The organism is Bacteroidota bacterium, from assembly GCA_016713925.1.
Lineage (GTDB): Bacteria > Bacteroidota > Bacteroidia > AKYH767-A > OLB10 > JAJTFW01.
In genome coordinates this window covers 45,677-59,200 of record JADJOH010000006.1, presented here as the reverse complement: position 1 = coordinate 59,200, position 13,524 = coordinate 45,677, and the positions used below count along the sequence as shown (strand labels likewise).

Genomic DNA, 13,524 nt, shown 5'->3' with positions numbered 1-13,524 from the left:
AAGATTACAATATAATAAATCCTTTCAAGTGACGTTGTAATGACCAATGAAACCATTTCTCATCCCAATTATCCTTATCGCCCTTAGTTTTACACAGTGTTCGGGTCAAACTGATAAGTTTATTCCACCTACACCAGAAATTACAAACAGTATGACTCAACCAATTGAACATCACAAATACTATTCTAAAACCGATACGTCTTCACTTAAATTAGCTGACGAAGAATGGAAAAAAATCCTCCCCGATGATCTTTATCAAATCGCCCGTCATGCGAATACAGAACGAGCGTTTACCGGTAAATACTGGGACTATGAAGGATTAGGCACCTACTATTGCGCCGCTTGCGGGAACGCTCTTTTCAAATCCGATTCGAAATTTGCTTCCGGTTGCGGATGGCCGAGTTTTTACGAAAGTATTCGTCCAACCAGTGTAAAGTACCATGAAGATAAAAGTTATGGGATGATTCGTGTAGAAGTGGTTTGTGGAAGATGCGACTCCCACCTCGGACATATTTTTGACGATGGCCCCCCTCCTACCGGAAAACGGTTTTGCATGAATTCAATTAGCCTGGATTTTGAAGGTGACGCGGAGAAAACACCGGCAGAAAAAACGAAATAATTCCTGACCGGAAAAAGCTACAGCGTCACGAGCATTTTATCAATGCGCTTCAAGGGGCCTCTGCAGGTTTCACCGTGACAAGACTGACAGGTTTGAATCAGATTATTGTGCAAGGCTAATCGATCTTCCGGCTTTGCCTCATACAATTTGTTGATGGTAGAGATGTACGTCTTTGCCATTCCCTGAAAAAAATCTTCCTCAATATGCATACTACGTTTTGCATTCAGCATTTTATCAAAGCTGCCATCATAGGGAGCCAGTTCCTTTCCTTCACGGATAGCGATGGCATTTTCCTCCGCCAGTGTTGCCATCTTGCGCATGAGGAGAGAGAGTTCACTATCTCCATTTGGATTTAGTGGGGCACATTCCTGATCTGCTTTTTTGCTCTTCTTGCTTACAACTATGCAGGGTCATAATGAGGGCCAGGAAGAAGATAAATGTAACTTTTAGTTGCATGTCTATACTCGTGAAATAGTCCACTAAAGTACAACAAATTCTCCTGAGTTCCGAACCGGGGCACCTTTATTTAAAATCCGAAGAGTGCTATGACAATCCTCAGCGTTGTTTATTTGCAGTGGGAAGAATTAATTATCGTCAGAACGGAGATGGATATATCTTACTAATAAGCCCTGTAGGGGCGGCATCTCTGTAACCGACAAACTTCCTTCTTCTTTCAACCGCCTGCATCCGACCTCAGGTCGGATGCAGGCTGGTGGGGAAGATGATTTCTATTACAAAGATGCCGCCCCTACAGGGCTTCTACACTCAAGACTTCTCAATGATGTCTTATCCCTTCCAGATTCCATGGGAAAACATCTATAAGAAAACGACTAGGGCGCGGGAACTACCGGAATCAACTCCAGCGTATCCACAGGGATCGTATCGACAGGTTGCACGAATTCCAAGGCGGGTCCGGCCAATTTGATGAAGGGCTGCAGACTATCGGCTTCTATTTGTGGGATTTTCTCACGCGTTGCCAGGCGGCCCGCTATGAGTTTGAAATAATTTTCCATATAAGGTTTCAGATTCCCATTGGGATCGAAGCGATAGCGGAAATACTTCGGACTCGGAATCAGGCTTGACAAGAAAATACTCTCGCCAAGGGTCAACTCATCGGGCGACTTACTGAAATAAAAACGCGAGGCCTCACCAATGCCATACACATTGGGTCCCCACTCGATGATGTTCAAATAGACTTCAAACATCCGCTCCTTGCTCACTAATCTTTTTGATTCCATCAGCCAGACGATCATGATTTCTTCAATCTTTCTGCTCACCGACTTATTCCGGCTTAAAAACACATTCTTCACGAATTGCATACTGATTGTACTTCCACCACGAGCGAACCGCTTCTCCTTGATATTGGTAATGATAGATTCCTTAAACGCTTCCTCCACAAAACCATTGTGATTCATAAACGAAGGATCTTCCGCTGTCAGGACGGCATCCTGCAGGTATTTTGAAATAAAAGGTAAGGGTGTAAAATAAGGATTCTCCGGACCCACTTCAAAACTCCGCACCGGACGTTCCTTATCCATTGCTAAAAAATTAAACGGTGAACTGATCTTGGAAAAATTCTCTGTCCCGTAACTTTCAATTTTCAGTTTATCACCAGTCATCGATGAGTTGAAAACAAGGCCATCAGGGCTATCTACCGGCAGATCTACATGCAACGTATAGGCGAGACCTCCGCTTGCTCTGAACCCTTTAAAGGTATAAAACATGCCCTCCGGCAAGGCATTAAATACATCCTGTGCATTTCCTGTATTAAAATCGGTTAGCAGACGGAAGCGACGTTCCGGTTGACGGCTATACGATGCTGTTATATTTACGGGAAGTTCATTGAGTGTAAAAACCGTACCTCTTTTCAAACCTATGCTATCTTCATCGGCAAATGCAAGGACATCGAATTTCATTAATGGAATCCTCACATCACCGGGAGCGATGCGCCAGTGATTCGCCAGAAAATTATGAATTCTGAAATCACTTTTCACTTCCACGTTTCCACGATGCTCCATTGCGGAGAAAGCCACATGGGCGGAATCAAAGCAAATTTTAAATCCGTCAAACAGATCGAAAAAGGGCAAGGCAAATTCACCACCGCGCGTCTTGCGTAGGGAGAAATCATACCTGCTCCTGTCGGGATCTGCAACACCATTTACCAGCCAGAGGTTCACGCCTTCTTTGGAAGAAGTGATGATACTCGATTTAAATTCCCTTCCATCAAAATACAATTCGGGGATCTGCACCATCTCTTCCACATCGGCTCTTTTATACACAATTCGAAATTGCCGGAAGGTAATACGTTCATCGAAAAGCTCATTCACTTTCTCGAGAATCCCCATAAATCGATCATTGAATCCGGAAGTTGAAGTGGAGAGTGTAGTATCGGATGCGGCCCCCCCTTTTCTTTTCAGCAGAAAGGAGAAGTTATCGCTATTTGCTCTACGTACCAGCTGAATGCGACCGGTATCCACGAGCAGTTCTCTAACGCCGGGGCGCAGCCGCAATAATTTTGAAATGCTGATCTTTGCCTGGAGGCGTTTTATAGTAATCAGCGTATCACCATTTTCCGGAACCAGACTGATATCCTTCAACACCAGATCACGGATACCACTAAAATCCGCTTCTGCAATGATCAACTCCGCATTGTACTTTTCACTGACTTTTACTTTAATCTTACCCACGATAAAATCAAGTACCGGTTCGCGGATCAGCAACAATGTAGTTGCCAACAGAAAAAACACAAAAACAACTATCAATACCCATTTAAACGATTTCATCCATCAGCGCATTTACAACAGTGAGCACATCTCCATAGAGGCGAAAATAAGAAAGCAAATTTAATTTCACACTTAAGCAACAGGAAAATTAGCCCGAAAGTTTGAAAACAAAGAGGCTGCTCCCGTGAAGGAAACAGCCTCAATGACTTTATATTATTCTTTTTTCAATGCTTGCGAAGCAGTCGATCAATCCTCCTTCATTTAATGGATGAAGGTTGGATGGTTGTACCTACCCGAAATGCAATGAACTATTAGTTACTTTTTAAGCAACGGCTAACTTCACCAGATCTACCATTCCGTAGCCCTGCTCACTCATGGCGCCTACTCCTGATTCCCAGATAAATTTCTGAACATCAGGGTGTGCGTGCAATGTGAAAGGTAAAAGATACCCCATCATCGTACTTCCATTGGCTGCACGGTAATAGCGTGCGAATTTCTTTCCTGTTTCATTGAGCTTCTGCACGTATTCGTGGTCAGGCTGCGCATCGAATTCAGCGAAATTGTTGAGATCTGCTTCAGAATATCCTGCTTTCTCCATTCTGTCGAGGGTTTGCTCGTAAAGAATGTCAGAGAACTCCTGAGAGGTAGGATCAATAGTGATCTGACTCTTTTCAGGGTCTTTGTGAGGATCAACAAGAATCATCGGGCTGATGCAGAGGTAACGCATTTTAGTGTTGAACTCCGGATCCTGAATGATTTCATGACTTCGCGGCATGAGATTCATTTTGCCTACAGCCAGGTAAGGCATTTCAAAAACTTTTGCTACTAATTGCTCCATCTGCTCTGAGCTTCTGGCTGAAAGCACCAGGGTCACTTTAGAAGACAGAAAACGCATGAAGCCGTTCTGAATCTTAGAAGTCCCTTTCAGACTAGAGAAATTGAACAAATTGCGGTCGCCTCCGAATCCATCAATAATCTGGTAAAGGCTTTCTGCAATTAATGTTTGGTGATGCAGTGGGATCGTATTTGCCGACATCTGATCACGTAGAAATGAGATTTTTACACGCATTTTTTTATGGTTTTTAAAATAACAATTCGTTAATATTCCATGTTTATGCCAAAAATCTGAAAAAAGCAAAAATTATTGATTATAAATAAATTAAGTTATAAAATGGCTGTGTAAAAGCTTCTAAACGAACAGTAAATTCCCAATTTGGGAGGCTGTTTTCCTAATTCAGGAACTGGTTTCATTGATCACTTCTTGCCACTGGCTTTATACAATATTTCCTTTTCTTCCTTAGAAAGGCTATCGAAACCGGACTTATTTATCTTATCCAGAATACGGTCAACGAGCTCCTGACTGGCGATGCCTTCATGCAGATCATCGGAATTATACCGGCCGCGACCGGATTTAACGACCGTCATTTTCACCGGTTTTGATCTCAATTTCATAGTGGAGAGTCCGGTCAACCATGCTGTAAGATCCCGACCTTTCCGCAGTTGTACAATCATCAGGTAACCGAACAAAGCACCTCCAAGATGGGCGATATGTCCGCCTGCATTTCCGAGAGGAATAGAAATAAAATAAAGGACGATTGAAAAAATGGCGACATACTTCAATCTCACCGCACCAAAAATCAGCAAGTGCACGACATAATCCGGCAAGAGTGTAGCCACTGCGACCAGCACCGCGATGACTCCTGCAGAAGCACCCATCAGATAGCTGCTTGAAACAGTTCCATCGAAAGCCGGCAGAAGATTAAATGAAATCACATAAGCGAGGGCACCCACCAATGCTCCTGCCACATACGTAGCCCAAAGTTTTGCATTGCCTAAATACTCGGTAAAGAGGCGACCGGTCCAAAAAAGAATAAGCATATTAAATAAAATATGAAGCAGTCCGGTATGCAAAAACATATAGGTGAGGAATGTCCAGGGTTGACGCAGCAGCGCTGATAAATCAGCCGGCAGACTCAATTTCATCACCACCCACTCCACGGTTCCATTATCGGCACCGGCCAGAAAGAAAACAGATCTTGAAACGGTAATCAATAAAAATACGGCACAATTAATCAGCAATAAGCGGTACAAGGCTTCTGCACCTGTAAACTGCATTTTGATATCATCCAGTAGTTTACTCATCGTTTAATAATCATCCTGATAGGGCCGGTACATATTTTTTCTCCACGAGCGAATAAGCAAATAACCAAAGAGCATTCCACCGAGGTGAGCGAAATGTGCAACATTATCTGAAGGATTATTCTGAATGCCGCTATACAATTCAAACAACCCATACAACATCACAAACCACTTCGCTTTCATTGGAATGGCGAAATAAATATAGATAATTGTATTGGGAAACATCATTCCGAAGGCCAGCAATACACCGAAGACAGCACCGGAGGCTCCCACGGTAGGGATATCCGCCTTTCTTTCCACGAGACCCTGAGCAAATGCACTTGCAGTATTGATCATCTCGGGATTAGAGGGCATCGCCGCCCAGTTCGTTAATAATTCATTGAGCGCTGCAATATCTTCACTTCTCAAAAAGCTTTGGTATTTGGTGACCAACATCTTAAAATCCATCGGCTGCGGATGCGCGAGAAAAAGATCAACGCTATCCTGCATCTTTGAAATATCGTACCAGGAAAAAATGGTATGAATAAACGCGGCACCAAGTCCCGTGATGAGGTAATACGTTAAAAACTTCTTCCCTCCCCAAACATTTTCCAGCACATTGCCGAACATCCACAGCGCAAACATATTGGAAAAAATATGCAACATACTTCCGTGCATGAACAGATGCGACACAAACTGATACGGTTCAAACTGAGGACTGGTCACGAAATGCAGGCCCAGGTAGGATGTTAAATCCAGTCCCAGTTTACTCTCCAGGACCACCGTCGCGAGAAACATGATGCCATTAATGATCAACAGATTTTTTACTACCGGGGGTAGTATCTGCCAACGCATAGGACGAAATTGCTGATAGGACATAGGTATACTTTAACGGCGAAATTAACCGGCCGATTGCATAAACTGATTTAACTGTTCTGTTTCCAAACTCTTCAATATCACTTTTCCATTTACGCCATAAAAGGGCTGATCACAATGCAACAAATCGATGGCTACCTGACGCAGTTCACGTGAAGAATAATTCAATTGCTGTCGCAGGAGGAAGGATCTTGCCAGTGAGCGGGCCAGGTTTTCGTGGACCGGCAATTGCAATTTATCTTTATTCATTCTGTATTGCTCCAGCAAGGCCTGTAAGGTAGCCTGTTCAGAGCCGGGATCCAATCCACCGGGGACACCCTGCACCACAATCGTATGCTGACCAAACTCTGTAATATCAAAACCGATTTTTCGCAGATCTTCCTGCAGCTCTCTAACCAGCAGGAAATCATTCGGGCTCAGGTTGATTTGCGGAGGGAACAACTGCTGCTGCGAAGGGAGATGATGTTTCGAAAAAGCATAGAGGAATTTTTCGTACAATATTCTTTCACGGGCGGCGGGAAGATCAAACAAGACCAGACCTCGTGCGTGAGCGGCGGCCACAATACCCGGGCTCACCAGCACAAAGCGGAAATCATCGAGTTCTTCAAAAACGTTCAGCAGATCAATCACCGGATGATTTCGGCTATCCGCATGCGTTATCTCCTGCTGCACGGCAGTGTCTTTATGAACTTCCAGCCAGGCTCTCACATCCGATCGGGAAGTTTGAAAACTTCTTCCACCGAAATCTCCACTTGCCGGCTGTAAACCGTTGCCTTTTAGCTCCTGTTCGCGTTGTTCCTGACGGAAGGGATTATAATTGGGGTTGATACGGATTTGCGGCTGCACGGGCATCTCACTCAGTTTGGACAGGGGCAGATCGAAGGCCGGTTCTTGTTCAAAATCGAGAGATGGGGCCACACTGAAGCGACCGAGTGCTCTTTTTACAGCAGCTTTAATGATGGCATAAATTTCTTTATCGTGCTGAAATTTAATTTCCGTTTTTGTAGGATGAATATTCACATCGATATCGGCAGGATTCACCGACAACTTCAACCAATAGGATGGATAGGCTTCTTTGGGAATCAATGAATCAAAAGCGGAAGATACGGCATGATGCAGGTAATTATCTTTAATGAAACGATTGTTCACATAAAAGTACTGCTCTCCCCTGTTCCTCTTCGCGAACTCCGGCTTACCGATATAGCCTTCAATGCGCACGATCGTTGTTTCTTCTTCTACCGGCACCAGACGTTCATTGTACGCATTTCCAAAGATCGCAGAGATCCGCTGACGCAGATTGCCTGTACGTAAATCGAAAACCTGAGCTTCGTTATGGTGCATACTAAACGAAATATGCGGATTTGCCAGAGCGATACGGATAAACTCCTCCTGAATATGACGGGATTCGACGGGATTCGATTTCAGAAAATTTCTGCGGGCCGGCACATTGAAAAAGAGATTCTTCACGGCGATAGAAGTCCCGCCCGGCATCACTGCTGCTTCCTGAACCATGAAGGTTCCGCCTTCCACCACTACCCGCTGACCAAATTCAAATTCAGCACGACGCGTTTTCATTTCCACCTGAGCTACTGAAGCAATCGAAGCCAGTGCCTCTCCTCTGAAACCCATGGTATGCAGGGTAAAGAGATCATCAATTTTTCTGATTTTAGAAGTCGCGTGACGATCAAAACACAAGCGGGCATCTGTTTCACTCATGCCTGAACCATCATCAATCACCTGGATAAGGGTTTTACCGGCATCGAGCAAAATCAACTGCACGCGGGAAGCACCGGCATCCATGGCGTTCTCCAGCATTTCTTTCACCGCAGAAGCAGGACGTTGAATCACCTCACCCGCCGCGATCTGATTCGCGACATTCTCCGACAATAAACGAATAATATCAGCCATAAACTTCCGACAAAGGTAGTATTCGCCACAGGAGATTCCTGCATCAAAATCGAAGCTATGGATATTTTAACGATAGTATAATCAAGACTTTAAACTTTCGAATGATAAAAACGAATCATTTCGACAAGGAATAAAGCTATCTATAACTTTAAAGGTCGACTTATGGTAGTACCGAAAATTTGTCTCTTTTACCACTAAGGCACAAGAGCACTAAGAAGGCACTAAGGAGAATGAAAGCAATATCGGTTGTGGAAAAAGAATTTAATGAGTGTTAGGATTTTAGATTGCAAAGAGGCATTAGAAATTTTTCTTGACGCCGAAAAATATCATGCGTTCTAAACCGACTCGGATACCTTGGGGACGACGGGTATAGATGTAGCGCTCATCGGTGACATTTTTCACGGAGCAGGATATCTGAGTGTTGGCCTTTTTCCATTCATAGCTTAATCCGGCATCTACTGTATAAAAAGCGGGAAGTTCACCGGTGAGACCATTGGCAGCAGGGGCTTCGGTGTTCTTCACATCGGTAAACTGCGCACCGGTATATTGCATGTTCACATTAAATCTCAATCCGATGGGAGATAAAACCGAGAGTAAACTATTCCCTGAAATGGTGGGTGCATAGGGCAATGTATTCCCTTTAATATTCACTGCATTCTCTGCTGTTCCGATAAACCGATCGGCATCAAAAAGCGCTTCGGTATAGGTCATTGTAGTGAGGAGACTCAGCTGCCAGGGGGAGGAGATGATATTGGCTGAAGAAAAAGAAAGAGTTGCTTCTACTCCGGTACTTTTAGTTTCTCCGCCATTCACGAGACCAGCGCCGGTTCCTCCGGAAGATTCAGAAACAGGTATCACCTGATTTTCAAAATCGAGATAAAAGCCCGTGAGTTCCAGGTGAAGTGATTGAAAGAAATCTGCTCTGATACCCAGTTCATAATTCCAGCTCAGCTCCGCTGACAATTCCTGATCGACGCCATCTGTGGTGATTGCGTCCTTGATACGGGGAGGCGCGAATCCTTTATGTACTCCGCCAAACAAGCAGACCTTTTTAGCTGGATGGTACACGAATCCAATGCCGGGGATCACTTCAGACAATTGACTTCGGGTACTGATGACGGTATCTCTGGCCTGAGTGACACCATTCACTTTGTACTTTCCTCTGACAATTTCACGTGTAAAGTCCATGTATTCTACTCGTATGCCCGGAGAGATTTCCCATTTATTTCCCACATGAATCTGATCATAAATAAATGCACTATAACCTTGAATCGGACGGTACTCTTCGTCGCTGATTTCACCGGAGAGGGCGCCCGGTTTAGATCCATTCACCCGAATTTCGTGCGCTCTCTCCGCCATAAAACGAATCCCTGCACTCCACTCATGCCGCATCGATAATGCCTGAAAGGTATAACGGAGACGCAGATCCGCACCGGCCACATCAAAGGTACGGTATCTGTTTCCGGTACTGTTACGCATGTAAATCGCTCCCCCACTCACCGATTCATCTCCCCATGTCACCCCTGAATAATCTGATGGTTTGGGCAATAGCATTCCGGAAGAATCAAGGGTATTATATGCAAAATCCTGGCGCACCCAGTTCCGCTGTGTAGAATAGGCAAAGGCCAATCCTTCGATGCGCAATTGATCGCTTACATTCCAGGTATAAGTACCGGAGAGCGAATAGCGACGAATATGAAACTGATCATCCGGAGCAAGGCGTGCCACATCATACTGCCCGGATTGATACATGGACTCCGTCATTCCTATATAATTCGCATTTGAAAACTCATCGTACACACCGATTTTAATTCCCGCGACAGATCTTGCAGAGAGGAACCATCTGAACTTGGTCACCACATCGTTCATTCTCAAACGGAGCATTCCAAAATCATCCGTCTGTTTACGGAGATAATTCAACTGCACGCCGGTATTACCAATCGTTGTCCCGAAGCCCAGCATTGCACTGGCGAACCCCTGATCGCCTGCGGTAAGTTGCAGCACGCCCTTCTGCTCAGCGGGAGGATCAGCAGTCCGGTAATTAATCACACCGGCTATCGTGCGTGGACCAAATAATATCGAGGAACTTCCTTTCAACACCTCTACCTGCTGCATGCGATCAATAGAAGGAGAATAATACATCTCCGGCTCACCGTAAGGACTTAAGGAAACGGGCACTCCATCTTCCAGCACCATCACATAGCGGCTACGGTCGGGATCGAGTCCGCGGAAACCAATGTTCGGACGTAAGCCTAATCCCTCTTCATCCACTACATGCACACCCCCTACTTTGCGCAAGACTTCATTGCTGCTGAGTGGTTGGATTTTTTCAATTTGCTCTGCTGTCACCAGACTTGCTGCGCCGGGTAAATTCCGCATGGCATCGTAACGGGAACTAAAAATTTCCAATTGAGGCATCTCGCAATAGCCGGGATCCAATTTCAAATCGAGCAATGTTGTTTTGCCTGCTTCCAGATGCAATAAGGTATCGAAATCGGAGAAGCCAAGTCCGTGGATGACCAGTAAAAAATTTCCGGACGTTGTGCCCTTCAATTCAAAGCGACCATCTTTATCCGTTATTGTCCGAATGCCGGTATGCTGAAGACTCACCGAAGCACCATGAAGTTTTCTGTCCTGAATAGAAAGGGCTCCTTCAATAAACCATTGATTTTCTGAAGACTGGCCAATTGAATCCGATAATGAAACCAAGAGCAACAGCCATGTAAATAAGATAAACGGGCGATACATAGGGGATGCTATTTAGAATTAGTCTAAATAGTGGTGCAAAGAAAGTATGCGCATCGCAAAACTCAAAGCTTATTTAGAATAATTCTAAATGACTTTTGTCAGCAAAGTCAGAAGGTTGTTTTACAAATACTTAAAGAAAAGCAAAGCCGGAAAAGCCCTACGTACATGATAAATAATGGTCAGTATTTTCGTGCAAAGCCCTGTAGGGGCGGTATCTCGGTAACCGAGAAATTCCTAGCTCCCTCTAACCGCCGGCACCCGACCTTAGGTCGGGTGCCGGTATTGGTGGAGAAGATGATTTTCTTTCTTACAGAGATACCGCCTCTACAAGGCTGCATGGGGTGGTATCAAGACGGATAAGCCACCCGCACATGGTAAATACTGGTCAGCATTTTCTTAAAAATCTTTTTAATGGAAGATATATCGCGGTAGGTGATATCACAATTTTCAAACTGACCGGATTCAATTTGCTTGCTGATAATCTTCTCCACCAGGTTATCAATAGCATCCTGATCGTGGATGGGCAGACTGCGGGCGGCGGCTTCCACTGAATCAGCCATCATCAGCACAGCGGTTTCTTTAGAAAACGGACGCGGGCCGGGATATCTGAAATCATCCTCATTCGGAATCTGATCGGGGAAACTTTTAATATAGTTATTGTAGAAATACTGCACCATCATGGTTCCGTGGTGCGTGCGGATAAAGTCGATGATAATATCGGGCAGCTTATACTTCTTCGCTTTCTCGATACCTCTAATGACGTGACTGATAATAATCGACGCACTTTCATCGAAAGACAATTCATCGTGCGGATTAATTTGAGTACTCTGGTTCTCGATAAAATACATCGGCATATCCATCTTCCCGATATCGTGATAAAGGGCTCCCACTCTCACCAGCAAGGAATTTCCACCGATTTTATATATGGCAGACTCGGCGAGATTGGCTACTTGCAGAGAATGCTGGAAGGTACCGGGTGCTTTTAATCCCAAATCGCGTAAAAGTTCACTATTGAAATCCGTTAACTCCATGAGTGTAAAATCAGAAGTCACGCGGAAAGATTTTTCGATAAAGAAAATCAATGGATAGCTCAATAAGGTCAGCAGACAGTTAATTCCCAGCCACAAAAATTGCATGGGATTAATCTTGGTGATGGCGCCTTCATTCAGCAAGGAAAGTCCGACAAATGAAATCATATACGCCACAAAAATCAAACTAACGGCCAGGAATAGCTGAGAACGCTTTCTCATGTTCACAATACTAAAGATGGCCACCATACCTGCAATCACCTGCATGTACACGAAGTTAAATCCACCGGGGGCGACGGTTCCTAAAATCAGCATCGAGAGCACATGAGTAAACAAAGCGGTGCGGGTATCGAAGAAAGCACGGGTGATGAGTGGCAGGATACAGAGCGGCATCATCAGCATATTGACCCGGTTGCTCGCCAGCAATACCGAATAAATAATGCAGGTCAGGATAATCAACAAAAACAAGAGTGTAATTTTCCTGCTGTCGAAGAGGATATCTCTCCGTAAAATCCAGAGAAAAGTAACCAACACCGCAATCGCCGTAAAAACCAGCAAGAGATAACCCAGATAGAGCCAGGGCAAGGCGGCTTCTACTGTTGCTTCACCCTGAAAAACTTTACGCAGGGATTCGAGTTGATAGAATTCCCGTTCTCCTACTAATTGTCCACGCCGGATAATGATCGTTCCTTCCTGAACTTCCCCTTTCACCGGACTCAGCGAGCGCAGTAAGTCGCGGGTATAGGCAGAGGTCAGGTCGGCATCAAAAGCAAGGTTAGGACGAATAGCCGCGACCACCCCATTGTACAAATCCTTATTCGCTGTTCTTCCTTTATCCGACAACTCCTTCCGGACGAAATCCTGAACCTGCTCCATACTCAGATGCATCGATCTGTCGCTTTGAGATAAGGCTCCACCCTGCACCAAAGTTAATGGTTTGACCTTCTGCCGGCAGTGAATGTTTCTTCTCATCAAAAACACCAAAATCATACACCGACGCCACCGTTTTCACTGCCAGATCCACTTCCTCTTTCGGTAAATTCACCAGTTGCGTTTTCAACATGGCCATCACTGCATACTGAACCGTAGAATCCATTTTATAGAAAAGAGGCGCATCCTGATTGTACTTGGTCCGTTCGGCATCCAGCTCCGCATTCGATTTAAAGACAGGAAATGCAAAGGGGGCTCTTAAATCTTCATAATTCCAGGGTTGACCTGTCTTATAATTGTATTTAAAACGAACCTGTTGCGGCAGGAAGGAAGTAATAATAAGAATAGAAATCGACACCAGCACCACCCTGTAATAGAAGTCGTGTTTATTACTGATCGATATAAAAATTTTCCGCAGATTCATCCCGACAAAAATAGAAGTATAATTCAGAATTAGGGTTTTGGGGGAAGAATTACTTAACGAGATAGTCGCTTCGCCTTACTTTCGTCTTTTGGCTGATAATACACCTCATCCTTTAAATTAAATATTGGCTGACCACTCTCAGCTATCGGA

10 protein-coding genes are annotated in these 13,524 nt (G+C 44.6%); 1 reads left to right on the top strand and 9 read right to left on the bottom strand.

Translation table 11 applies throughout. From position 1 onward, the window contains the following. Window positions 1-46 precede the first annotated feature (46 nt). On the top strand, window positions 47-619 hold the full coding sequence (msrB, locus tag IPJ86_06685) for a peptide-methionine (R)-S-oxide reductase MsrB (protein ID MBK7886986.1): 573 nt from the start codon (window positions 47-49) through the stop codon (window positions 617-619). 17 nt (window positions 620-636) lie between these two features. On the opposite strand, the gene IPJ86_06680 is transcribed toward msrB, so the two are convergent. The 9 genes from IPJ86_06680 to IPJ86_06640 all read right to left on the bottom strand — a co-directional run bounded on the left by IPJ86_06680 (window position 637) and on the right by IPJ86_06640 (window position 13,374). Further along, window positions 637-939, bottom strand: coding sequence for a hypothetical protein (locus IPJ86_06680; GenBank protein MBK7886985.1), 303 nt, complete (start codon window positions 937-939; stop codon window positions 637-639). Window positions 940-1,449: 510 nt separating this feature from the next. Further along, complete coding sequence (locus IPJ86_06675) at window positions 1,450-3,402, bottom strand: transglycosylase domain-containing protein (protein MBK7886984.1); 1,953 nt, start codon at window positions 3,400-3,402, stop codon at window positions 1,450-1,452. Window positions 3,403-3,664: 262 nt separating this feature from the next. Next, window positions 3,665-4,411, bottom strand: a complete 747-nt coding sequence (gene cas6, locus IPJ86_06670) for a CRISPR-associated endoribonuclease Cas6 (GenBank protein ID MBK7886983.1) — start codon at window positions 4,409-4,411, stop codon at window positions 3,665-3,667. Window positions 4,412-4,596: 185 nt separating this feature from the next. Next, window positions 4,597-5,484 (bottom strand): rhomboid family intramembrane serine protease, encoded by an 888-nt coding sequence (locus tag IPJ86_06665; GenBank protein MBK7886982.1) that lies wholly within the window; start codon window positions 5,482-5,484, stop codon window positions 4,597-4,599. A gap of 3 nt (window positions 5,485-5,487) precedes the next feature. Then, window positions 5,488-6,339, bottom strand: a complete 852-nt coding sequence (locus IPJ86_06660) for a rhomboid family intramembrane serine protease (GenBank protein MBK7886981.1) — start codon at window positions 6,337-6,339, stop codon at window positions 5,488-5,490. Between the two features lie 21 nt (window positions 6,340-6,360). Continuing rightward, entirely contained in the window at window positions 6,361-8,244 is a 1,884-nt protein-coding gene (mutL, locus tag IPJ86_06655) for a DNA mismatch repair endonuclease MutL (protein MBK7886980.1), read from the bottom strand. Between the two features lie 297 nt (window positions 8,245-8,541). Continuing rightward, complete coding sequence (locus IPJ86_06650; protein MBK7886979.1) at window positions 8,542-10,992, bottom strand: TonB-dependent receptor; 2,451 nt, start codon at window positions 10,990-10,992, stop codon at window positions 8,542-8,544. A 347-nt stretch (window positions 10,993-11,339) separates the two neighbouring features. Next, a complete protein-coding gene (locus tag IPJ86_06645; GenBank protein MBK7886978.1) occupies window positions 11,340-12,896 on the bottom strand; it encodes an HDIG domain-containing protein in 1,557 nt (518 codons plus the stop codon). Next, the gene (locus tag IPJ86_06640) at window positions 12,853-13,374 is read right to left on the bottom strand and encodes a hypothetical protein (GenBank protein ID MBK7886977.1); all 522 of its coding nucleotides are present in this window, start codon (window positions 13,372-13,374) and stop codon (window positions 12,853-12,855) included. Before IPJ86_06640 ends, IPJ86_06645 begins: the two co-directional genes overlap by 44 nt. Window positions 13,375-13,524: the final 150 nt, after the last annotated feature.

What these genes read in the sequence shown, in the direction of transcription:
- msrB (MBK7886986.1), top strand. Translation starts at nt 47, where the DNA reads ATGAAACCATTTCTCATCCCAATTATCCTTATCGCCCTTAGTTTTACA.
- IPJ86_06680 (MBK7886985.1), bottom strand. Translation starts at nt 939, where the DNA reads ATGCGCAAGATGGCAACACTGGCGGAGGAAAATGCCATCGCTATCCGT.
- IPJ86_06675 (MBK7886984.1), bottom strand. Translation starts at nt 3,402, where the DNA reads ATGAAATCGTTTAAATGGGTATTGATAGTTGTTTTTGTGTTTTTTCTG.
- cas6 (MBK7886983.1), bottom strand. Translation starts at nt 4,411, where the DNA reads ATGCGTGTAAAAATCTCATTTCTACGTGATCAGATGTCGGCAAATACG.
- IPJ86_06665 (MBK7886982.1), bottom strand. Translation starts at nt 5,484, where the DNA reads ATGAGTAAACTACTGGATGATATCAAAATGCAGTTTACAGGTGCAGAA.
- IPJ86_06660 (MBK7886981.1), bottom strand. Translation starts at nt 6,339, where the DNA reads ATGTCCTATCAGCAATTTCGTCCTATGCGTTGGCAGATACTACCCCCG.
- mutL (MBK7886980.1), bottom strand. Translation starts at nt 8,244, where the DNA reads ATGGCTGATATTATTCGTTTATTGTCGGAGAATGTCGCGAATCAGATC.
- IPJ86_06650 (MBK7886979.1), bottom strand. Translation starts at nt 10,992, where the DNA reads ATGTATCGCCCGTTTATCTTATTTACATGGCTGTTGCTCTTGGTTTCA.
- IPJ86_06645 (MBK7886978.1), bottom strand. Translation starts at nt 12,896, where the DNA reads ATGGAGCAGGTTCAGGATTTCGTCCGGAAGGAGTTGTCGGATAAAGGA.
- IPJ86_06640 (MBK7886977.1), bottom strand. Translation starts at nt 13,374, where the DNA reads ATGAATCTGCGGAAAATTTTTATATCGATCAGTAATAAACACGACTTC.